23 protein-coding genes are annotated in these 21,940 nt (G+C 46.2%); 10 read left to right on the forward strand and 13 right to left on the reverse strand.

The features are described from left to right. Positions 1-2: 2 nt before the first annotated feature. The 3 genes from QXE01_00135 (at position 3) to QXE01_00145 (ending at position 5,288) form a co-directional block, all read left to right on the forward strand. A complete protein-coding gene (locus QXE01_00135) occupies positions 3-851 on the forward strand; it encodes an ABC transporter permease (GenBank protein MEM4969640.1) in 849 nt (282 codons plus the stop codon). 646 nt (positions 852-1,497) lie between these two features. After that, positions 1,498-4,005: a S8 family serine peptidase gene (locus tag QXE01_00140; protein MEM4969641.1), complete on the forward strand. Its 2,508-nt coding sequence runs from the start codon at positions 1,498-1,500 to the stop codon at positions 4,003-4,005. Between the two features lie 572 nt (positions 4,006-4,577). Then, entirely contained in the window at positions 4,578-5,288 is a 711-nt protein-coding gene (locus QXE01_00145) for a hypothetical protein (GenBank protein ID MEM4969642.1), read from the forward strand. 206 nt (positions 5,289-5,494) lie between these two features. Here the strand turns inward: QXE01_00145 and QXE01_00150 are convergent, their stop codons facing one another. Continuing rightward, on the reverse strand, positions 5,495-5,770 hold the full coding sequence (locus QXE01_00150; protein ID MEM4969643.1) for a nucleotidyltransferase domain-containing protein: 276 nt from the start codon (positions 5,768-5,770) through the stop codon (positions 5,495-5,497). A gap of 58 nt (positions 5,771-5,828) precedes the next feature. Between QXE01_00150 and QXE01_00155 the strand changes: the two genes are divergently transcribed. Continuing rightward, positions 5,829-6,059, forward strand: coding sequence for a hypothetical protein (locus tag QXE01_00155; GenBank protein MEM4969644.1), 231 nt, complete (start codon positions 5,829-5,831; stop codon positions 6,057-6,059). Between the two features lie 377 nt (positions 6,060-6,436). Here the strand turns inward: QXE01_00155 and QXE01_00160 are convergent, their stop codons facing one another. From QXE01_00160 to QXE01_00175, 4 genes are all read right to left on the reverse strand, one after another. Next, positions 6,437-6,844, reverse strand: coding sequence for a PaREP1 family protein (locus QXE01_00160; protein ID MEM4969645.1), 408 nt, complete (start codon positions 6,842-6,844; stop codon positions 6,437-6,439). A 118-nt stretch (positions 6,845-6,962) separates the two neighbouring features. Then, the gene (locus QXE01_00165) at positions 6,963-7,094 is read right to left on the reverse strand and encodes a hypothetical protein (protein ID MEM4969646.1); all 132 of its coding nucleotides are present in this window, start codon (positions 7,092-7,094) and stop codon (positions 6,963-6,965) included. A 54-nt stretch (positions 7,095-7,148) separates the two neighbouring features. Then, on the reverse strand, positions 7,149-7,448 hold the full coding sequence (locus QXE01_00170) for a hypothetical protein (protein ID MEM4969647.1): 300 nt from the start codon (positions 7,446-7,448) through the stop codon (positions 7,149-7,151). Positions 7,449-7,504: 56 nt separating this feature from the next. Beyond that, the gene (locus tag QXE01_00175) at positions 7,505-7,714 is read right to left on the reverse strand and encodes a hypothetical protein (protein MEM4969648.1); all 210 of its coding nucleotides are present in this window, start codon (positions 7,712-7,714) and stop codon (positions 7,505-7,507) included. Between the two features lie 759 nt (positions 7,715-8,473). Here QXE01_00175 and QXE01_00180 point away from each other — a divergent pair. From QXE01_00180 to QXE01_00195, 4 genes are all read left to right on the forward strand, one after another. After that, positions 8,474-8,848 carry a cytochrome ubiquinol oxidase subunit I gene (locus QXE01_00180; GenBank protein MEM4969649.1) on the forward strand — a complete coding sequence of 125 codons (375 nt, stop codon included), beginning with the start codon at positions 8,474-8,476 and terminating at the stop codon, positions 8,846-8,848. Positions 8,849-8,928: 80 nt separating this feature from the next. After that, complete coding sequence (locus QXE01_00185; GenBank protein MEM4969650.1) at positions 8,929-10,338, forward strand: transposase; 1,410 nt, start codon at positions 8,929-8,931, stop codon at positions 10,336-10,338. Positions 10,339-10,382: 44 nt separating this feature from the next. After that, positions 10,383-11,408: a cytochrome ubiquinol oxidase subunit I gene (locus QXE01_00190; protein MEM4969651.1), complete on the forward strand. Its 1,026-nt coding sequence runs from the start codon at positions 10,383-10,385 to the stop codon at positions 11,406-11,408. Beyond that, positions 11,405-12,535 carry a cytochrome ubiquinol oxidase subunit I gene (locus QXE01_00195; GenBank protein ID MEM4969652.1) on the forward strand — a complete coding sequence of 377 codons (1,131 nt, stop codon included), beginning with the start codon at positions 11,405-11,407 and terminating at the stop codon, positions 12,533-12,535. The genes QXE01_00190 and QXE01_00195 overlap by 4 nt, the downstream gene beginning before the upstream one ends. Positions 12,536-12,665: 130 nt before the next feature. Here the strand turns inward: QXE01_00195 and QXE01_00200 are convergent, their stop codons facing one another. From QXE01_00200 to QXE01_00235, 8 genes are all read right to left on the reverse strand, one after another. Next, positions 12,666-12,998: a Rieske (2Fe-2S) protein gene (locus QXE01_00200; GenBank protein MEM4969653.1), complete on the reverse strand. Its 333-nt coding sequence runs from the start codon at positions 12,996-12,998 to the stop codon at positions 12,666-12,668. Positions 12,999-13,047: 49 nt separating this feature from the next. Next, on the reverse strand, positions 13,048-13,740 hold the full coding sequence (locus QXE01_00205; GenBank protein MEM4969654.1) for an alpha/beta hydrolase: 693 nt from the start codon (positions 13,738-13,740) through the stop codon (positions 13,048-13,050). After that, a complete protein-coding gene (locus tag QXE01_00210) occupies positions 13,740-14,726 on the reverse strand; it encodes a ring-cleaving dioxygenase (GenBank protein ID MEM4969655.1) in 987 nt (328 codons plus the stop codon). Before QXE01_00210 ends, QXE01_00205 begins: the two co-directional genes overlap by 1 nt. A 185-nt stretch (positions 14,727-14,911) precedes the next feature. Then, positions 14,912-15,679 carry a uroporphyrinogen-III synthase gene (locus QXE01_00215; GenBank protein ID MEM4969656.1) on the reverse strand — a complete coding sequence of 256 codons (768 nt, stop codon included), beginning with the start codon at positions 15,677-15,679 and terminating at the stop codon, positions 14,912-14,914. Continuing rightward, on the reverse strand, positions 15,664-16,629 hold the full coding sequence (locus tag QXE01_00220; protein MEM4969657.1) for an aldo/keto reductase: 966 nt from the start codon (positions 16,627-16,629) through the stop codon (positions 15,664-15,666). Before QXE01_00220 ends, QXE01_00215 begins: the two co-directional genes overlap by 16 nt. Before the next feature lie 9 nt (positions 16,630-16,638). After that, on the reverse strand, positions 16,639-17,637 hold the full coding sequence (locus QXE01_00225; protein MEM4969658.1) for an Lrp/AsnC family transcriptional regulator: 999 nt from the start codon (positions 17,635-17,637) through the stop codon (positions 16,639-16,641). Continuing rightward, positions 17,597-18,796 (reverse strand): NAD(P)-binding domain-containing protein, encoded by a 1,200-nt coding sequence (locus QXE01_00230; protein MEM4969659.1) that lies wholly within the window; start codon positions 18,794-18,796, stop codon positions 17,597-17,599. Before QXE01_00230 ends, QXE01_00225 begins: the two co-directional genes overlap by 41 nt. After that, on the reverse strand, positions 18,783-19,496 hold the full coding sequence (locus QXE01_00235) for an NAD(P)-dependent oxidoreductase (protein MEM4969660.1): 714 nt from the start codon (positions 19,494-19,496) through the stop codon (positions 18,783-18,785). Before QXE01_00235 ends, QXE01_00230 begins: the two co-directional genes overlap by 14 nt. Positions 19,497-19,637: 141 nt before the next feature. On the opposite strand from QXE01_00235, the gene hemB reads away from it, so the two are divergent. Together hemB and hemL are read left to right on the forward strand one after the other, a co-directional pair. Next, positions 19,638-20,654 (forward strand): porphobilinogen synthase, encoded by a 1,017-nt coding sequence (gene hemB / locus QXE01_00240; GenBank protein ID MEM4969661.1) that lies wholly within the window; start codon positions 19,638-19,640, stop codon positions 20,652-20,654. Then, positions 20,654-21,940, forward strand: a complete 1,287-nt coding sequence (gene hemL, locus QXE01_00245) for a glutamate-1-semialdehyde 2,1-aminomutase (GenBank protein MEM4969662.1) — start codon at positions 20,654-20,656, stop codon at positions 21,938-21,940. Before hemB ends, hemL begins: the two co-directional genes overlap by 1 nt.

Consider the following 21,940-nt stretch of genomic DNA (forward strand, 5'->3'; position numbering starts at 1 on the left):
GGATGATCATTATAGACTATTTAATAATAGCTCTAGCAACAGGGGCACCCATAATTCTAGCTGCTTTGGGGGAGGCTGTTGTAGAGAGAAGTGGTAGGGTTAATCTAGGGGTTGAGGGTATGATGGCTTTCTCAGCCTCGATCGCTGTTGCTCTATCAGCATTCACAGGATCTCCTATAGTAGGGCTCATTGGGGGTGCTCTTTCAGGGATGGTGTTAGCAAGTATATATATTGCTACTGTCATAGCTCTAAAGCTAGATCAGATCGCTGTAGGTCTAATACTCTCATTAGCTGGTATGGGACTAGCAGATCTTATGGCAAGCCTTGGATATAGAATAGGAGCTAACATAGCACAATATTCTCTAGCTCATAACATGATTCTAGCCTTGACCCTCCTGCTAGCCCTAGTACTATGGTTTATACTCTATAGGACACAGCTGGGGATAGAGATAAGGGCTATAGGTTATGATGAGGCTTTAGCGGGGGATAGGGGGCTTAGAGTAGATCTGCTAAGAGCCCTAACAATATTGATCGGAGGTATGTTAGCAGGTTTAGCAGGTGCATATATGGCTCTAGTGCTCTTCGGAGGCAAATACTTCTCAGGTTTAACAAGTGGTTGGGGATGGCTAGCAGTAGGTTCAGTAATCCTTGGCTACTGGCACCCACTAGGAGTGGCTGCGGCAGCATATCTAATAGGATTACTACTAGCTCTGAGACCTTTTCTAGCACCGCTTGGCCTAGCAGGTGTTATAGTTACTACAATGCCTTATATAATGGTAGTGATTTCACTTATCATAATATCTCTACTCTCCTTAAAAAAGCCCTATATAAAGCCACCAAAGATCATATAGGGCTTAAATGAATATATATATTATATGCTAAATAGTATGCCAGCTCTGTAGTAAAACTATTATGCTGAGGGGCAGAAGCATTGTTTATAGTGTTTTAGGGATGTTTTACTCTTTTCAGACTATTATGCTAATGCATTTCTATAAACTCCCAAAGCTAATAAATGTAACAATGACCCCGAGTTTCCGAGATCCGGCTGAACCGCCGTAGCTTGCTTGGAGAAGATCGTGAGGAACCTAGGAATGGAACAACGGCTCTCAGGTAAACGGTTAAATATATCTACATATTTTAAGTTTGATGGTTTGGGGTGGATTGTATTATATATTAGGAGTTTTTAAGGCTTTTTAATAAGCTCTGCAGACCCTCCTTCTCGATCACATGGTAATGTTATCTTAACAGACGCTTAAATAGCCCAGAAGATAGCTCTGCGAGATAGCTGGAAAATGGAGAAGTTTTTAATAGGGTTAACAGATGGGTTCAGATGATAGTGATGCTTAACATAGAGGAAGGTAGATAAGGAGCTATTAAGCCCTGCTCTACTCTAAACATGCTTATGTAAATCTTTATATAATATTTTCTTTAAGGATCTTAAAGGAATAAGATTTATACGTGCTCTAGGGATTAGTTTTTGGCAAGGTGTGATGGTATATGGAAATAAAATGTAGATATATTAGTAAAAGATCTAAAATATACTATATATCACTACTATTCATATTGCTGATTACACTACACACATATCCAGCTGTAGTCCATCAAGAGCAGGATACGGTATCCAGTGAAATAGATGTGTGGGTTGATAGAAAGCCATCAATAGATCCTGATCTCTTATCCCTTATCCAGAGTATAGGATCTAATGATAATATCGATGTAATTATAAGCTTTATGGATAATAATGCTAAGCTAGGATTCTCAAGGCTGATTCTCCAGCTCGATCCTGGAGCCTATATATTCGAGGAACTACCAATGATCAGAGCTGTGCTTCCAAAGTGGTTCTTACAGATCTTAATCAATAGCCAGGAAATCGTGTCTATATATCTTAATAAAAAGCTTGAGTATTTCTTAAGGGAGTCTACGGAGCTCATAAATGCTACTAAAGTTTGGGAGGGTATCGGATCTCCCAAAACATGTGGCGCTGGGGTAGGTGTTGCTGTAATAGATACCGGGGCTGATCAGACGCATCCCGATTTGAGAGACGCTGTAGTTGTAAATGTTAAGATCGTTAATAATGTTGTGATTAATGCTACAGGCTTAAACACAGATCTAACTTCTGGGCATGGAACCCATGTAGCTGGGATAGTAGGGGGTAGGGGGATTGCTAGTCAGGGGTACTACAGGGGGGTTGCACCATGTGTAAATATTATCAGCATAAGTGCTGGCGAGGCTCTCTTTATCCTTACAGCGCTTCAGGCCTTTGACTGGGTTATAAAGAATTATAAGGTATATAATATAAGGGTTATAAGCAATAGCTGGGGAACAACGGCTACTAATATAGATCCTTGGGATCCGATAAACCTAGCAAGCTACGAGGCATATAGAAGAGGCATAGTAGTGGTTTTCGCTGCTGGAAATAGCGGTCCTCGGATCGATACTTTGAATAAGTATAGCATTGTACCGTGGGTCATAGGCGTTGCTGCTGGGACTAAGGAGGGAGAATTAGCATATTTCTCCTCAAGAGGCGTTCCAGGACATATTTTTAAGAAACCAACCATAACAGCTCCTGGAGTGGATATAGTATCGGCTAGAACAAGTACTATCGCTATAACAGCCACAGATCCTAACCCCAACCCAGTTAATATATCCTGGACTATTTACTATGCCTCTCTATCGGGAACATCTATGGCGACACCCCACGTCTCGGGTGTCGTAGCTCTAATGCTGAGCGTTAATCCAAATCTATCGCCTGATCAGGTTAAAGATATACTTACATCAACCGCTACTCCAATGCCTGGATACGGCGAGTTCGAGGCTGGGGCTGGATATATAAATGCTCAAGCTGCCGTCTATATGGCTTCAATCACTAAGGGCGAGCTTCCTAGTTGGAAGCCTAGGTGGAGTCCTGAGAAGCTCCAAGAGTATCTTGGAATGACCATCTATACAGGGGATCTTCTACCCTCGCAAAGGATAATCCAGGGCACAGCACCACCTGGGGAGAGGGTTATCGGAATCCTTGGAGGGGCTAGCCCTAGACATAATGTTAGTATATCTCCCTTCTACTCGATAGTCCCTATAAAAGTGGTTGCAGAGCTTAGCTGGACCTTAGCAACGTGTGATCTCGACTTAGCAGTCTACGATCCCAGTGGGAATCTGATAGCATATTCAGGCGCTCTCCTAGGGCCTGAGAGCCTGGAGTTTTATGTAAATAGGGTTTATGGTAACTATACCTTTGAGATTGTAGTATGGCTGTGCCCGGCGCCTACACCCTATACCCTGAATGTAACAATACTTTATGGAGATCCTAGATATCTTAAGATCATAGGGCCTAAACCCATGATCCAGAAGGTGCCCTATGATCTTTATATAACCACGCCTAGGATCTTTAAAGTTATAGATGGTGTTGGCATCGCATCCACATATTTCAGAGCTGGGGATAGCGCGTTTGTAAGGTTCTCCGCGTTTTATATAAATGGATCTCCAGCGCCATCACTTAATCTAACAGTTTCATTTATACATGATACAGGGGTCGAGGTATACTCTTCAAAGGCTAGAGACCTTGGTGGGGGCTCATACCAGGTCGATCTATCATTCAATGAAACATGGCCAAGCGGTAGATATCTCATAGTGATTAGAGGGCCATATAGCATGGTTGCCGATAAATCCAACTTTTATCTAAATTGGCTAGGTGTTTTCATCAAACCACATACTAGGATCCTTAGTCCAGGATCTATATTAACGCTCTATCTAAGAACCGTGACTCTAAATAGCGTAGGCCCTGGGAAACTAAGTATGGAGCCTGTAGCAGCAACATATAAGATATACATCAATGGCAGTCTTACTGACTTCGCAATCGACACAATACTAAATGAATGGGTAGCTATACAAGTTAAACTCCCACAGACCCAGGGATTCCTTGTAATTAGAATCGAAGCTAGCTACTCAGAACCTCTAACCAACATATATTGGAGGGGATTTGTAGAAACATGGGTAGTAACTAAATAACACTTAAATACCAACATATTCTAGATAGTCGAAATACCCTGAATCTTTTTTATGAATCCTGTTTTTGCTGTAATAGCTAAACTCTGAGTTAGTGGGGCATCGAATTTATTATCTATAGATAGTTCTAACCTCTTTTAGACATGTATTAGTAATCTCCAGGGATGTATCGATTCCCTCCCGATCGGGATCTTCGAAGACTATTAGAGCAGAAAGCCATATCCTGAGAGAGTAGGGAAGGTGCTAGAGCTAGATGTAATCAGTGTTAAAAGGGTAAGGGCTGAGAACAATTTAATTGTCAGCATATAAAATACACTATGTTTATAGCCAATTGATTAGAAATGGCTAAGCATTCACTAAGACCGAGGGGCTTGCGAAATTATTCTCAGCCCTAGGAAAATTTAAGTTCTAGCTGTGTCTCTTATTAGTGTGCTCTGATTCCCAAGATCTGTGGCTCTCTAAGGCTACTATGAAGGGGCCGAAGTACCGCTGTGACGAACCCGGGGGTATTTTTCCACCTTCGGGTAGATGGTTTGTTATATGCTTTTTTGCGTAGTTTTTCTTAGGAGAGTTTCTTGCCTCAGATTGTATTGAATATCCCTGATGATTTGTATAGAGCTATTTTGGAGAGGGCTTCTAGGGAGGGTTATAAGGATCCTTCTGAGTATCTTTTACGCATCATAGTCTCTGCGCTATCCTCCCAAGCCCTGGATCTGGGGAGGTTTATAGAGGATCTTGTTGCTAGATATGCATCTAGATCTGAGAGGAAGCTCTCGGATATTCTCAATGCATATACATCTAAGATAGAGGAGCTGGCCTCTAAAATAGCTTCTCTCTATGAGGATTTTGAGGAGATCAAATCGAAGATCCAGGATATAGAGGGTAGGCTCCAGGAGATGGAGAGAGGTGGTGAGAAAGAGGCCCCGGTGGAGAGGCAGGCACAGCAGGCTCAGGCTAGGAGGGCAACTGCTATAGAGATTCTGAAGCAGCAGAAGGTATTCTACGAATCATCGATCTATGGTAAGATAAAGAATAGGGATAAGTTCTTCCAGAAACTCGAGAGAGAAGGAGCTGTTATAATCAACACAGAGAAGGAGAGAATAGCTGTTGATAAGGATTTCTGGGAGAGCTTCACATCTAAGATCTCGAGGATAAGGGGCGATAGCGATGAGGCGATAAGATCTGTGCTGAGCGATAGGAAAGAGCTAGAGCTATTCGAGAGGCTAAAGGAATCTGCAAATCTAATCTATGATGCAACGGAGAAGAGATGGAAGCTGGTAATATGAAGACATAGATCAGCAGAACCAGCGCTGGGTGAGAACCCTCTAGCCCCAGAAAGGGGGATCTCCGCTTTAAAAGGGCCTAGATATAGCTCATAAGAAAAAGATCTGTTTAGAAGGAGAAACGATAGACCTCCATGTTTTGAAACCCTTTCTAAATCGATCGACAACTAGATCTTGATCATCTCCTCTGGTGCAATGAATCTTCTATATCATCTCTCGAAAATCTCCGGCGTTGTGATATGCAGCTCTATAGGTGCCTCTAACCTTCTATATACCTCAACCATGATTAGGTATTTCAGCTCTATACGCCTCGTTATAACGAGTATATCTGTATCACTCGCAGCAGTATATCTACCCCTAACCACAGAGCCAAAGACATATACCTCGGCCTCGGGATCTATCTCCATGATTATCTCCTTAGCCCTCCTCGCAACCTCCATATAGTTCTCCAGATACCTAAGCACTCTATCCTCATACCTGCTCAACAATGAGTTTAAATACCTCCAGAATAAACCTAAGTGAGATCCATTGTAACTGAAAGCGATGGATCTTAAGGTTGGAGTTGAGGATTGGGAGAGACCTCTGATAGCTGCTGCGATATACTTCGCAGACCCAAGGCCTGAGGAGGATGTTATGAGGATCATGGCTGATCTCGTTGGGATGGATGAGGCCGAGGCGATAGCATCCCTCGTGTGGAGGATAGCTTTTGGGGAGGGCTATAGCCTAGATCAGTGGGCAGATCTCCTCGAGTCGCTGAAGATATCGAGCCCCTGAGAGGCTATATGGAGGTTCCAGGAGCTGGTTGAGAAGGGGCTGAGGAGGAAGCACGAAGCACCCTCTCCGAAGACTATAAGCGATAAGGAGACCCTGAGGGCAGCATGCAAATACCTAGGGCTGGGCTGTAACGTCTTTGATGGTTTTTGGATGCTTTCATATTTTATAAGCTATAAGCTCTAGATATTATAAGTTAATAGTGCCCTCTAGGTGGGTGAGGGTGGCTGAACCGCCTTAGCTTGCCTAGGGGAGACCGTGATGAGCCTGAGGGCGGCTATAAATAACCATAAACGATAATGAAATACCGCTCTCGGGTGAACAGTAGCGAGCATCCACATCCTAGAGGACGTGGCTTTTAGATGTAAAGTTCATAAAGTTCATATGGTGATTTTCTTGATTTCCTCGATGACTCTTTCCACGTCTCCCACTCTCTCCCTCACGCTAGCCGGGCTCAGCCTACTCTCGTGAAAGCCCTCTACATGGAGATAATAGGCTGCCTCCCAGGCTCTTCTGAGCCACTCACCTAATATCTTGCTTAGCCTCACAACAGAATCTTCAAGATCCCTCACAGACCACCTCCCCCTATCCCCTACCCTTTCAAGCACGTCCCTGAGATCGTAGTATATGGCTAAGGCCTTCACACCCTCCTCAACCGATTTGTACAGCTTTTCTGAGGCCTGGGCAGGGCTTCCATCAATCTCAGCCAGCCCCTTATAAAAGAATTCAACCGCTAAATCGCGGTGCCTCGCAAAGTCCTCAATATTCCGATCCCTAGCTCTGCGCAATATTCCCCACCATCCAGAAATAATATATGTAGCAGTTTATTACAAATGAAAGCCTCGCCCTCTAGGGCTGGGAGGTTTGGGCTACATCCCCTCTAAGAGGGTTTAGCCCTAGGCCGAGTCACCAACCATTAGCCTCTCTATAGATGCATCGCTCGTAATCACTATATGCTAATGATATGCCTCGATCTCTTAATAGCTTATTCACAATATGAACAAGCCTGTTATAGAAAACCTCCACATGACCCTTCAAAGAACTATAATCAAGATCAGATGATAACCTATACTTATCAACCACAACCACGTGTCAAGTTTCCTCCTTACCTTTTGAAGCAATTCCATCCACGATTTCCATGGCAATTGTTATTGCATCACCACCGCTTAAAGATCTGCCCTTTCTAAAGATTTTCATGGAAATACTTATCATACCCATAGGTATGGGGCTCAATGGGTTAAAATTAATTTGGATACCTCTAAATAGATCTCTAATCCTATTCACCACCACATTAAATACTCCTTTATTCTTTGATGTCGACATTACTATTATATTCCCTCCAACTTCGTGTCTAATGACATAGTGGATCTCAACACCACTATCTATAGACATATCCTTAGACCTAATCAGAGCATCTAAAAGGGCTGAAAAAGGGTGGTTTTACCACATCACTTGGGCCCATATAGAATGGTTACCCGACTATCCTCTATAACCCCTCTGCCAAGCCCGAATATCTCTCTAGCCTTATCCTCACGATCTAAGAACTTTATATTTATCCCACCCTCTCTTATCTCATACCCATGCATCATATCTATAATTTTCTCAATAGCCTGGCCATAGGCTCTAGGTTTAGCCCCTATACCCACTACTAAACCCAAGCCTAAGTCAACGCCCCACCTTATATATTTAAAACCCTTCTAAGCATAAGATCGAACTAGAACGTATATGACCCCCTCTCCGCCCTAAAGGACGAGGTTTGTTAGCAATCAATCTATCAAAATGAGGATCCCATCTAGAGAGTTTTCACTCCTCATATGCTTCCTCTACCGCTTTACTCTGTTTAGCGATTGGGAGTTCCACCTCGCCCAGAGGGCTCTCCTAGCTCATCCCATGGGTTCATGGGGCTTTGTCAAGCCCAACGGCATGGGGCTCCCATCTAGGGTAAACCTGCATAGGCTTGGAACAGAGCTCTCGCTGCCTGGCGTATTACCAATAAATTATAGCATAGAAAGACGCAATCCAGAACAGAAAGCAATAGCTCAAAGTTTCTGTCCCTACCTGCAGGGGTTGGTTTCATCGCCTTAGCCTTTTGCCCCGCCTTGCCAAATCTATGGCGGAAGCAAAGGGATTCGGAGGCTTTATCCTTATTTCACAGTGCTTACCGCCATTCCCCACACTATATCCAAGGCTAGCAACGTTTGAAAGGGGTTGCTAGCCTTGCTGAAAGAGATTGGGACTTCCCAATTTTCTAAGATATGGGTTAGAGCAATATTATATTATAATATAATATGGTATAGGTTTAGATATGTCTATCTAGTCTGTTCTAGTTCTTAATAACCACCTTTTTAAGAAATTTTCGATGTATAAATACGAGGTGGTGTATAATCTCTGAGTCTTCGCTAAACAATGCAATCCCCATGACCATAGTGGGTATCTATGTCCATGGCTTCTTCTTGGTTATGGCTGTTGGGCTTCCATATCTGGTTCTCTTTCTAGAGGGTCTTGGCATAGCTAGGAGGGATCAGCAGCTTCTGCTAGCAGCTAAGATAACCTCTTATGTATGGGCTATATCCTTCGCCTTCGGCGCTGTGACAGGCACTCTGGTGGAGTTCGGCTTGGTGCAGATATGGTCTGGAACGATATTGGCTATAGGATCTGCTTTCTTCCTCCCAATGTTCTACGAGCTCTTCGCATTCCTAGCCGAGATCGTGTCGCTACCAACATATCTATATACATGGGGCAGGCTGAGAGGGTGGATCCACTGGTTGATAGGGCTTAGCGTGTTGATATAAAATTAGTTGGCAAACCTAGCCTTTGAAGGCGGGGTTAGATTTTTAGGTTTTTGTTTCGGTATATGCTCTGGGCTTCCGGGATGGTGGGTCAATCTACTAGGATGAGGAGCGGGGGCCGATTATCCCCTGCAATACCCACCATCTCGGAGGCCCACCTCTCCAATATAAGGATGAATGTTGTCTGTCTACTGACAAATGGACATCAGCATAGGAGGCTGTCATGGCTGGGGGATGTATGTGCTAGGTTGTATAATGAGGTGAACTATGAGAGGAGGCAGCAGTTCTTCAGCAAACAGAAAGTAGATTTCAAGGGAACCTATAGGAGGTACTATGAGAGGTATAGGGATATCCTCGGTGTCAATGCCCAGGCCGTTATTCAGAAGAATAACGAGGCCTGGAACTCGTTCTTCTCACAGCTTAAGGCTATGAAGGAGGGGAGGCTACCTCCCTTCATTAAGAAGGTCAGCCCGCCTGGGTATTGGAAGGATAGGGAGGGTGGGAGGAGGAAGATCATAGTGATTAGGCAGGATCGATATGTGGTTGATGTTGAGAGGAAGAAGCTGATCCTTAAGGACTTTGGCATGGAGATCGATTTTGTTGGTGAGATCAGGTGGTATGGTAAGCAGGGGAGGCTGGAGATCATATATGACGAGGCTGTCAATAGGTGGTACGCCCACATACCAGTCGAGGTCGGTGTAGAGACAACGAAAAACGGCAATAAAGCCAAGCACATTGTCAGAGGTAAGAGAAAATCGATCCAGATTGCTTCTCCAAAGGGTGATAGGATAGCCTCAATTGATCTTGGTATCAATGTTATGGCAAGCGTTATGATCAATGATGGTACTTGGCTCTTGTACAAGGGTGTTAGAGCTAAGCAGGACTACTTCTACTTCGAGAAGAGGATAGCCGGGGTACAGTCGCTCGAGGCAATGGCCAGGAATATAGGTGAGCTTGAGGCGGCGGAGGAGCTTAGAAGGGAGAGGAGGAGGCTATTCAGAAAGCTATATAGGAGATTATTACACCTATACAGGACATTAGCCTCTCATTTGATCAGGATGCTGCATGATCTCGGGGTATCAACGATATACATAGGATATCCATATAACATATCCCAGGATAGTGGTAACAAGTTTAGCGTGAATATCTGGTCATACCACAGGCTAATCCAAACAATCGAGCTCAAGGCACAGGAATATGGTATGAGGGTATTCGAGGTAATAGAGTATGGCACATCAAGCAGATGTGCATACCACGAGGTTGAAGTTAGGAGAGAGCATAGAGGAGTGGTGACATGCCCGCTAGGGCATAAGCTACACAGCGATCTAAACGGAGCACTAAACATAATGAGGATAGCAACAGGAAAAACACCTATGCATATAAAGAAACCACTATCCTACATCGTTCATCATAATGGAGTAGCCCCCACAAAGGGGGGTAACACCCGAGACCCCAGCAAAACCCCGCCCCTCAGGGCGGGGAAGGGGTCATAGGGTCTAATGCATCTGCATATCTAATCCTAGCGGCTAACTCGTGGATGCAGATCCCCTGGGGTACTGGGTCGCTGGTGAGCAAGATCCTTCCTTGGACCCCGGTTCTAGGGCCTGAGATCGTAAATGCAACCGCAGCACAGAATGCACTGGGACTCCTATCCCAGTCCGGTCCCAGCATACTATCTGATCCAGAGGCTCTGAGGAGTGTGGGATATATCCTCTACGATCCCGGGGCTGCCTTTCAAAACCCGGATCTGTTGCCAACATTTCTCCACACGGTATTGGCAACTATAGTTATAGCCTCTTTTGAGACTGCAGCTGTCTACTCATATATGTATCTCAGGACTAAGAGCAATGCTAGATCCTTTTACAAAAGGATAGCTAGGATAGCCTTTGGCTTTGGAGGAGTAGCATCGATCCTCCAGCCCCTTGCCGGGGATCTAATGGGGAGGGTTGTCTATGAATATCAATATGTGAAGTTCCTCATGGCAGAGGGCTTCCCACCGGAGGGAGGCGTCAACCCGATCCTAGGGATCATCCTCCACGGCGATCCTAACTACTACTTCAAAGGACTCGACTACCTAGCCTCCCTAGCCAGCAATAGCCTCTACCCCAACGCTGCGATGCTAACGATAGAAACAGCTAGAGAGATCGGACCTTTGATACATATGCTCTACTACACAATGGTGGTATCAGGCGTTATACTCTTCATCATGGGGATAGCATATTTCGGCCTATATATAGATGCTATAGATAGGCTTGTTAGAAAGATCCTGAGAACAGATACTGAGACCCTTATAATCTACTCATCATTCGCAGCCCCAGTACTAGCCCTTGCAGCAGCATCAGCGGGGTGGGCTGTTAGGGAGATAGGTAGGAGGCCCTGGACCATATATGGGCTTGTGAGGAAAGACCAGGTTATAACCCCTGTCCCGATATCCTTTGAGTTCAGCCTATTGGTGATAGCTATAATCCTCCTAATCTTCATTGGAGGTCTCATAGCGCTCTACTACCTCACTATAAGGCCTCTGAGAGAGCTTGAGAAGGAGATCGTGGTGATAAGGGCATGAGCCAGTATATAGATATAAGCCCGGTAGCCTGGATGTCATTCATCTTAGCAGGTATGACCGTCCTTATCCACGTAACCCTTGTGAACATAGTGCTCGGCCTCTCGATATTGGTTCCAATGCTCGAGTATATCTCCTATAGAAGAGGGGATCCAATGCTTCTCGAGGTAGCAAGGAGATCATTTAGATTCCTCGCAGTCTCAGACCTAGTCGCAGGTGTGTGGGGGACATGGCTCACAATAGTTCTTGCAGGTCTCTGGCCATCCCTCACCTATATAGCTATGACGGAGCTTTTCACGGCTATATCGATAGCCCTCGTGGGGATATTGGTTTCGATCCCGTCAATAGTGATCTACTGGTATAGCTGGGACAGGGTATCCCCGAGAACACATATCATGATAGGGGTTATCATGGGTGTATCAGCATTAGCGGTGCCGGCAGGCTTCAGAGCGATCTTCGCATATATAGATAACCCAGATGCTATGCCCAGAGAAGCTTGGGGCTTTATTAAACACCCACTCTACATACCCCTTTTAATCCACACATGGCTAGGAGCCCTTACAATGGCCTCTTTACTAACAGCATCTATATATGCTATTAAAAGCTGGAGATCCCGTGATGCATATGAGGCAGATATATATTTAAAGGGATATAGATTCTACATAGCAGTAGGCCTACCGATCCTGGTTATCCAAAGTCTAACAGGTCTATGGCTATACTTAGCTTTAGGGGAGCACTCGCCCTACCTCTTCAAAGCTATAAATGGCTTTCAAGGTGTATATATGAGCTTCCTACCCCTATTCATAGCATTTCTAGCTACGATAGCTGCAATATGGATTGGATCTATATCTCTATTCATATCCTCTAGAAAAGGGGGCAGAAGCTATCTAGCAGCCTATACACTAGCCCTCTCAAGCGCCCTTGGAGTCCCCCTGGGAGAGGCTCTCCATGATGCACCGAGAATACCCTATATGGTTCTCACAGGAGATAGAGGGATCCACGTTAATACTCTAGCCAATAGCTTAATACCATTAACATGGGATCTAGCATATATAGCTGTGGGAGTATCGGCATCCATAATGGCTATATTCTTCGCATTACTATACACAATATATATTAAAAAGATCTAGAGAGACATATTAGGCTGGTATTAAATCACAACAATCCACCTATGAGGAAAAGGGGTTTAAGCGGAATGCTGATGTAGCTACGAAAAAGCCTGTGGATCGATCTGTTGGGATGGGTAGAGAAGCCGTAGGATCATACGTCGAGCTCGACCCAACCATTGTTTATCCTAACACCATATGTTTTTAAACCCATCTTCTCCTTGGGGAAGTTGGGTGCTACGCTTGGAGGCTCTAGCATTGCCCCGCTTCTGAGATCGAAGACTGCTCCGTGGCAATAGCATCTAACCACCCTTCTCTCTCTATCCACCATACCTAGAATGCATCTAGCATGGGTGCATACAGCGTCTATAGCATATAGCTCTCCATCTATCCTTGCTATGAAGATCACTTTATCATCTACCTTAACAGCTACAGATCCTCCTGCGCTTTCAAGAGCCCTCTCCGAGAAGACCCTTCTCCATGGCATATATGTCACCTATATGCGGTTTCTCCACAGCTTATAGGTTTTGCCCTGGTCAATATAGATCTGCTAGTGATCCTAGATCTGGTTTGGTTGTGTTTCTCTCTATATTGCTATAGGCTTTTGGAAGCCAATCCCTCATAGCCTCTATATCCCTCTTACTCAGCTCATGCCCTGCCTCCACGATTCTGAGTTCTACAGATGCCCCGAGGGATATAAGCATTCTATATAGATTCTCTGTATCATTTAGAGGCGCTATAGGATCTCTGGAGCCTGCTAGTATCAAGATCTCCTTCCCAGCTAGGTTGGGCCTTACACCAAGATCTACTGGGAAGAATGGCCTCAGAAGTATCGCCCCTGCGAATGCCCCTGGTCTTAGGAGCATAGTGGCTATAGCTATGTTTGCACCGTTGGAATAGCCAATAGCTATGGCTCTAGCCCTCTTAAAATTATATTGATGGGATGCGATCTCTATGAAATCCGCTAGCTCCTCAGCCCTATATCTAAGATCCTCAAGATCATATACACCGGGAGCGATCCTTCTGAAGAACCTGGGCATACCATTCTCAAGAACCTTCCCCCTTGGGCTGAGGATCCCTGCATCAAGGTCTAATGACCTTGCAAGAGGCACTAGATCCTCCTCATCCCCTCCCGTGCCGTGGAGGAGAACAAGGATCCTATCCCCCTTAGACGGGGGTATATAGATATGTTTAAAACCCAGGAGCTCGCCCCTTATAATCTGTACCATCAGCCCCTCCTCCTAGGAATCTCCACACCGCTTGGGAGCCTAACCCTTGGCAGTCTGCTCTCTATCCATCCCCTCTGAGGCTCGAGCCACTCTGGGAGTACGAGATCGCTTCCAAGCATCTCAGGAGGCTCGTCAACGCTGAAGCCAGGGCCTGAGGTGGCTATCTCGTATAGCACGTAACCAGGCTCTCTGAAGTAGATTGATTTAAACCACTTCCTATCAATAACAGGGGTTACTCTGAAACCTAGCCTCAGCAGTCTCTCCCTAAACACGGCTTGATCCTCTTTTGTGGCTGTGTTCCAAGCAATATGGTGAACAGATCCAGCACCAACATAGCCATAGTCAAGCCCTGGAGGGCAGAGAACATCTATCATAGCTCCAGAGCCTCCATCGCCAACCTCGTATCTAGCCCTGTGAAGACCCTCATAGACCTTTCTAAAGCCGAGAACATCCTCTAAAAACCACCCACTGTGCTTGCAACTAACAACAGTGATCTCTGCCTTGTGGAAGCCTCTGATGAAGTGCTCCCCAGGCACCGGGCTATCTCTCCATGGCTCAACAGGCTTTTGATCAGCATCTCTATGGGCTACAAGGGCCAGGGGTAGGCCATCTGGATCTTCAAACTCAACCACTATACCATCATCCTCCCTCCTAGGCTCCCCAATCTTCACACCAGCATTCTTAAGCCTCTCAACCCAGTAATCCAGAGAATCCATTGGTATCGAGAAATAAACCCTCGAAGAAACACCATACCCCTGAACCCCTCTAGGAACCCCGGGATAGGGGAAGAACGTTAGATCAGTTCCAGGGGAGCCCTTAGCATCTGCGTAGAAGAAGTGATACACACCGGGATCATCCTGGTTAACGCTTATCTTCACAAGCCTTAAACCCAGCACACCCACATAGAAATCCAGGTTAGCCTGGGGATCACTTGCAAGGGCTGTTATATGGTGTATACCAAGCAACCTCACATTGCTTGAGAACATAGATGACCACCAGATATAACTCCCCACCCAGCTTATAAGGCTTTACAAAGTAAACTATATATAGATATTGTGAAGTATATGCAAAGAAGTAAAGCATTAAGACTATATCTATCAACTCTCTCTATGTTTAGAGAGGATCGCTTTCACATGTAAAGCTATATTCCATCCCGAGGATCTCTAGGGCTCTAGCTATGCCCAGATATCCTTTCGATTATGCTTAGCATGAATCCTCTGAATGTTGGGCTCTCATATACTATTACCCTTACCCTATCGCCTAGACCCTTTTCAATTAGAGGTCTAGCGATTCTACTGCTCATAGCATGTGCCTCAATAGCTGTGTCCAGGCCATCTCTATATCCCCTGGCCATAGCCTCTGCCAGAAGCTCTGAGGCTGTCTGCGATGCTACTATGAAGCTTCTAACCCCCCTTTCAACTAGATGCCTTATCATCTCTATACTCTCTTCCCTCATTACTAGTCTATATATCTTTATATGATCTATCTCTATACCCTCTAAAGCCCCTCCAAACCCTAGATCCAGCTTATCCGAGCTTAAAACAGCTATCCTGCCTCCAGGCCTTATTGCGGAGCCTATGATGCTGACAGCTATACTGATCCTTTCAATAGGTGGGGTGAAGGATCTATAGCCATGGCTTTTAAGAATCTCAGCAGTGCCCTCGCCTATGGAGACGAGTAGCGAGCCTTCCCTATATAGGTTTTCCACAAACCCCCTACCTATATCGCTTGACATGAGGATCTTAACGGCGTTCTTGCTCGTGAATATAGCTGAGGAGTATCTCCTCCCAATGATGCTTGAGATCCTATCATCAAGATCCTCTATGGGTAGGGCGTCAAAACCCTCCACCAGGTGTAGTGAGAAGCCCTTATCATTGAATAGAGATCTCCACCTAGCCCATGTATCCCTTGTACCTATAAATGCTATCTCCCCACCCATCTCTTCTCAGCCTCATCATAGAGCTCTATAATCTTGTTAACAGCCTCGAGATCCAGTGGACCCTTGTCAGGGGCTTCTGCGTACTCCCTAAGCTCCTCCTCAGATGTGGCTATAACGACTACGGAGGATACTGGTATGCTAGATAGTATGAATCTAATAGCATTCTGCCCCGGGGTAGCCCCGTATCCTCTGAGGATAGGCTTCATAGCATCGTAGAGGTTGAATGCCCATTCAAGCCAAGCCCTATCCCTCAGAGATCTATGGTCCCTCAGGCTCTTAACACCCTCTCTATCGATCCTCTCGCTGAGGATCCCACCAGCATGTGGAACCCTAACCAAAACTCCTATACCCTTTTCACCAGCTGCACGGGCTATCTCCCTACCAGGCCTCTGCTCAAGAGCATTATAGACGAACTGGATAACCTCGACCTCGTTATGCTCTATAGCCTCTAGAGCCTCTCTCAGAACATCCCTCTCAGGGCCTAGGGCTATGCCTACATGCTCGGCTAAGCCCCTCTCCACAATATTTCCGAGGGTTCTATAGAGCTGGGGTGATTTTAGAACCTCGAGGGGAGGGTTGTGGATCTGTATGATGTCGATCGGCTTCTTACCGATCCTCTCGATCGATTTCTTCACAGCGTACACAATATACTCGGGATCATATCTCCTCTGAAGCCTCTCCCCGGGAGCGTATATATCATAGCCAACCTTAGTAGCAACTATTATCTCTCTAACACCATCTCCGAAGGCCCTTCTAAGGATCTCCTCGCCATAGCCCTTTCCATATACATCAGCTGTGTCGAAGAGGTTTATCCCTAGATCCCATGCTAGCCTCAAGATCTTTATAGCATCCTCTACACCGATATCTCCATACATCCCTGTGACGCTATAGACCCCATAGGATATCTCTGAAACCTCTAGATCAGTTCTACCCAGCCTTCTATACCTCATGGTAGAGCCCTACTCATTAGAATGTATACCTGGCTTGAGATTCTCGATACTATATAGGATCCTGTAGTCCTTATCACCAAGCATCTCCGAAGCCCTCCTAGCAACAGCCTCTATCTTGCTTCTATCATCTGCGTGAACCATGAAATAAGCCCTATACTCCCACTCACCGTTGAGGGGGATTCTATATACAACATGGGTTGCCTCGGGGATCTCTCTAGCTATCCTCTCACAATCCTCCTCAGAGCCCTTGATAACAACCATGCCATCCCATGTGATCCCAACCCTCCTCCCCTCGAGAGTTGCTCCTATGTTTCTAAGAACCCTCTTCCTATATAGCTCCTTGATTAGGTTGACAAGCTCATCCTCTCTATAGCCGTATCTCTCGGCAACATCTCTATATGGCCTCTCCACAACGGGGATCCATCTGGATAGCTGTGAGAAGGGCTCTTTATCTATGCCGAGCTCCTCGAATGTGGGTATCGATTCTGGTAGGATCTCTGGCTCTGACCATGATATGCCTCTCCAAAGATCGAATTTAACGGATAGCTTATACGTTCTCTTCCCTAGGAGGACTAGGTATTCCTCAACCCCCGATGATCTTACGATCTCTTCAACGCTCCTCATAAGATCCTCAACGCTTCTCCTCTTAATCACGAACCATATATTATATCTCTCGTGGATTCTAACATAGTTATGGGTAACATCAGGATCTCTTAAGAGGATCCTCCTAATAGCCTCCTTGCTAGATTCATCCAGGGCTCTAACAGCAACTAATGCAGCAACCTTTCCAGAGGCTCTATAGTTTATGTTAAAGCCTATCCTCTTGATCGTTAGGTTGGATCTCATCGCCTCAACCCTCTTCTTAAGATCCTGGAATGGGATGCCAAGCCTCTCGCTAATCTCTAGATAGGGTGTCTCGGTTAGTGGGAATCTATATTGGAGCTCCATCAAGATCTTCTTATCCATCTCATCCACCACGATCACCACCCCTGGGTGAACTCTCCCCAAGCAGATCTCCTAAAACACCTAAGGCCTTCTTCATTATAGAGCTTGTAACAAGATCTAGCAGCTCCCTCTCCCTATCCCCTAGATGGAGCCTCGTAACAGCCCTCTCGATCTCGCCCCTCCTTATGGATTCATATAGCCTTGCGAACCCCCCGAGATCTTCTCTCAGCTTCTCAATAATATACCTGGTATATAGCCTCTCAATATATATCTTCAAAACCCTCTCAAAATCTTCGAGGGCTTTATAAAGGTTTGGGAGGATCTTTTGGGATATCTCCTCAAGATCCTCCATCCATATATAGCGATGGCCGAGAGCCTCGATAGCCTCGGGATCTGTGTTCCTCGGTATGGCAACATCTATTACATAACCCGGTATATCGTGTATAGCTTTTCCACCCAGGATTGGCGTGCTGGAGGATACAGCTAGAAAGATAAGATCCCTTCCAGCTATAGCATCTCCAATCCTATCCATTGTATATGCCTTGCCCCTGGGGAAGAGCTTCGCTATGGCCTCGGCCCTGGCAAGGCTTCTACCAACTATGGTAGAGTCTGAGACTCCATATGTTGAGAGATACCTAGCTATCCTACCCCCAACCTCTCCAGTCCCTATAACAGCTACCCTCATACCCTCTAGGTTTCCTAAAAGATGCTTTGCAGCTAATACGGAGAGTTCTGGGATTCCTGTGCCACCATCTACACCAAGATCTCTTCTAATGCCTATGGAAAGCTCAGATGCTTCTCTGAAGATGTTGTAGAGCATTTTAGCCCCATAGGCTGTTTGGGGTGCTCTATCTAGTGCCTTTCTAACCTGGTCTAGAATATCTCTTTCGAATGGTGCCGGAGATTCGCTGCCTGAGAGAACTCTTAAAATATGCTCCACCAGCTCGAGACCAGCATATATCCTAGGATCTGCTGATGATGCTCTCGCTAATGCCTCGCCCACCTCGTGTGCATAGCTATATATCCTATCCCCTGGAGCAGCTATATAGATCTCCTGCCTCGAGCATGTATCGAGAACCACATACCCTATTGGCTGGCCCCTCTCCACTATCTCTGCAAGCTTCTTCGCAACCACCTCCCAGCCTCTCTTAGCCCTCTCTACATAGCTATAGCCGTGGATCTTCCTATTCACGGCTATAGCCATTATCTCAGGCTTTTGCATGGATCTCAACAACCCTCCTGAGATCTATATTGGCTCTAGACATAACGATCTCACAGAGTCTGTTCCACGCAGCCTCAACATCGCCCGAGGAGACGCTGGATCTGAATACGCTGTCTCTGAAAACCTCCCTGTGGATCTCGATCCTCAGATCCGAGGGTACTCCGAGGGCTTTTAAGGCTCTTTTCATCCTATATAGGAGATCCAACATGATGTGAAGATCCCTCTGAGAGTCTAGATACCTCTTCACCCTATCCCTAGCCTCCATAGCTACTAGAGAGCTCCTCCCATCTGTGTAGATAGCGAATCTAATGTCCCCAGAAGCCCCCTCTATACCCATGCCACACTGTGTTCTAGATGCGTCTCCTGCAAGTATATAGAGCTTTCTATTCCTCCTAGCAATATCTATAACCATATCGTCTATCTCCCTAGCATCTCCCAGTGCTGATATAACTATGTCGCACCACTCGATAGACCTCTCTAGAAGCTCTCGATCCGACGCGTCTCCCTCCACAAGCCTGAGCCTCTTATTCTCCATAGCAAGCTGTGATAGCTCTGGTAGAAACTCCTTAGAGATAACAGTTACCTCGGCCCCTGCCTCGAGGAATCTCCTGGCCTTTTTATACCCCTCCTCCCCACCCCCTATAACCAGGATCCTCATACCCTCAACATCAACGAATATCGGTAGCTTCAGCAGGGCCACCCTAGGCTATGGGGGACACTGCTTATAAGACCTGTGTAACGCTCGATGGCTACACAGAGGATACAGCTGTAACCATGGGTAACCATATGTGGTTAGCAAACCCTTATAACTCTCCCCACTCTCTGAGCCGGGGTAGTGGTTGTGGCGAGGCCATATAGATATCCTGTTTCCAGGCCTAGGAGGCTTAGGAGGAGCAGCTCTATTAGGGATCTAGTTTCTCAGACGAGACTCTCTAGCGATAGCCTTGTCCAGCCCATCTTCGTTGACGAGGGTCTGACAAGCCCTAGAGCCCCTATAGAGTCTATGCCTGATCAATATAGATACTCAGTGGAAGGTGTTCTAGGCTTCGTTGGAGAGCTCCTAGAAGCGGGCGTTAGGGCTGTGCTTATCTTCGGTGTTCCATCTGAGAAGGATCCGATGGGTAAGAAGGCATATAGCAGTGATGGCCCCACCCAGAGGGCTGTTAGGAGTATTAAGAGGGAGTATGGCGATAGCGTTGTTGTTGCAACAGATGTGTGTCTCTGCTCCTACACAGATCATGGGCATTGTGGTGTAGTAGTTAAAAGGGGGTCTGGATATGTTGTTGATAATGATGAGACCCTCAAACTACTTGCTAGAATAGCTGTTAGCCATGCAGAGGCTGGGGCTGATATAGTTGCTCCATCTGCTATGATGGATGGCCAGGTTGGTGCTATAAGGAACGCTTTAGACTCAGAGGGATATACAGATGTAGCGATCATGTCCTACTCAGCTAAATACGCCTCAAGCCTCTACGGCCCATTCAGGATAGCTGCGTCCTCAAAGCCTCTCTTCGGCGATAGAAAGGGCTATCAAATGGATCCGAGGAATCTGTGGGAGGCTGTTAAAGAGGTTGAGATGGATCTTGCTGAGGGTGCTGATATAGTGATGGTCAAGCCAGGGCTATGGTATCTAGATGTTGTGAGGATTGTTAAGGATAGCTTTCCAGAGGTGCCTCTAGCAGTCTATAATGTGAGCGGTGAGTACCTAATGATCAAGGCTGCTGCCTCAAGCGGATATCTATCAGAGGATGAGGCAATATTAGAGAGCCTAGTTGCTATGAGGAGGGCTGGGGCGGATATAATAATAACATACTATGCCCTCAAAGCATCGAAGATCCTGTCTAGGGTGGCTAGGTAGTGGCTCGAGAGCTATATACAGAGGGCAGCAGGATCCTCTATGAGAGAGCTCTAAGGGTTATACCAGGAGGTGTGAATAGCCCTGTAAGGGCTTTCAAGCCATATCCAATCTTCATCTCAAGGGCAAAGGGGTCGAGGGTATATGATGTCGATGGAAATCAATATATAGACTATGTTATGGGATATGGAGCCAATCTCTTCGGCCACTCACCCAGCTGGCTTGTCGATAGGATCTCGAGGATCCTGGGGGACGGGGTTCTATATGGAATGCCAACAGAGGCTGAGGTTAGGCTGGCTGAGAAGCTAGTCTCTATCGTGCCTAATATAGAGATGGTCAGACTCGTCAACACAGGTACAGAAGCTACTATGAGTGCGATCAGGCTTGCGAGGGGATATACTGGGAGGGACTATATTGTGAAGTTCAGAGGATGCTTCCACGGATCCCATGACTATGTATTGGTATCACCTGGATCAGGAGCATCTGGAATCCCATCCCATCTAGGGGTTCTAAGGGATGCCGCGGCTAAGACCCTCGTGGTTGAGTATAACGATGTTGAGGGGCTTGAAAGGGTTATGAGGGTATATGGGGATTCTATAGCTGCCATAATAGTAGAGCCTGTAGCAGCCAATATGGGGCTCGTACCGCCGGAGCCAGGTTTCCTCGAGGCGTGTAGGGAGCTATGCGATAGATATGGCTGTCTATTGATATTCGATGAGGTTGTCACAGGCTTCAGAATATCGCCCGGAGGTGCCCAGAGGTATTTCGGGGTTAGAGCGGATATAGTTACTATGGGGAAGGCTCTGGGCTCTGGATTCCCCATAGCAGCCTACGCAGGTAGAAGGGATATTATGAGGCATATAGCCCCCGAGGGCAGGGTATACCAGGCTGGAACATATAGTGGGAACCCAGTCTCTGTTGCGGCTGCCCTTGCAACTCTAGAATATATAGAGGCTGAGGGTGATAGGATCTATAGCTGGCTTAGGAAGATAGCATCTGAGATAGAGGAGGAGGCGGAGAAGGTTATTAGCGAGAGGGGTTTGGAGGCCCATGTGAATAGGTTTGAGGGTATGCTCCAGATCTTCATGGCTAGAGGCCCTGTTAAGAGCTATGTAGATGTCTCTAGAAGCGATTTGAAGAGATATGGAGAGCTCCATAGGGAGCTCATGAAAAGGGGTGTCTTCATACCACCATCCCAGATGGAGACCTGGTTCCCATCGTATGCACATACGGAGGAGGATCTAGGGGTTACGATAGAGGCTGTTAGGGAGAGTCTCAGGAGGATCTAA

The sequence above is a fragment of the Sulfolobales archaeon genome, assembly GCA_038897115.1.
GTDB lineage: Archaea > Thermoproteota > Thermoprotei_A > Sulfolobales > AG1 > AG1.

What these genes read in the sequence shown, in the direction of transcription:
- QXE01_00205 (MEM4969654.1), bottom strand. Translation starts at nt 13,740, where the DNA reads ATGGTACAGATTATAAGGGGCGAGCTCCTGGGTTTTAAACATATCTAT.
- QXE01_00180 (MEM4969649.1), top strand. Translation starts at nt 8,474, where the DNA reads ATGACCATAGTGGGTATCTATGTCCATGGCTTCTTCTTGGTTATGGCT.
- QXE01_00190 (MEM4969651.1), top strand. Translation starts at nt 10,383, where the DNA reads ATGCAGATCCCCTGGGGTACTGGGTCGCTGGTGAGCAAGATCCTTCCT.
- QXE01_00135 (MEM4969640.1), top strand. Translation starts at nt 3, where the DNA reads ATGATCATTATAGACTATTTAATAATAGCTCTAGCAACAGGGGCACCC.
- QXE01_00210 (MEM4969655.1), bottom strand. Translation starts at nt 14,726, where the DNA reads ATGTTCTCAAGCAATGTGAGGTTGCTTGGTATACACCATATAACAGCC.
- QXE01_00215 (MEM4969656.1), bottom strand. Translation starts at nt 15,679, where the DNA reads ATGGGTGGGGAGATAGCATTTATAGGTACAAGGGATACATGGGCTAGG.
- QXE01_00170 (MEM4969647.1), bottom strand. Translation starts at nt 7,448, where the DNA reads ATGTCTATAGATAGTGGTGTTGAGATCCACTATGTCATTAGACACGAA.
- QXE01_00195 (MEM4969652.1), top strand. Translation starts at nt 11,405, where the DNA reads ATGAGCCAGTATATAGATATAAGCCCGGTAGCCTGGATGTCATTCATC.
- QXE01_00155 (MEM4969644.1), top strand. Translation starts at nt 5,829, where the DNA reads ATGGATCTTAAGGTTGGAGTTGAGGATTGGGAGAGACCTCTGATAGCT.
- QXE01_00220 (MEM4969657.1), bottom strand. Translation starts at nt 16,629, where the DNA reads ATGAGGTATAGAAGGCTGGGTAGAACTGATCTAGAGGTTTCAGAGATA.
- QXE01_00200 (MEM4969653.1), bottom strand. Translation starts at nt 12,998, where the DNA reads ATGCCATGGAGAAGGGTCTTCTCGGAGAGGGCTCTTGAAAGCGCAGGA.
- QXE01_00185 (MEM4969650.1), top strand. Translation starts at nt 8,929, where the DNA reads ATGGTGGGTCAATCTACTAGGATGAGGAGCGGGGGCCGATTATCCCCT.
- QXE01_00140 (MEM4969641.1), top strand. Translation starts at nt 1,498, where the DNA reads ATGGAAATAAAATGTAGATATATTAGTAAAAGATCTAAAATATACTAT.
- QXE01_00230 (MEM4969659.1), bottom strand. Translation starts at nt 18,796, where the DNA reads ATGCAAAAGCCTGAGATAATGGCTATAGCCGTGAATAGGAAGATCCAC.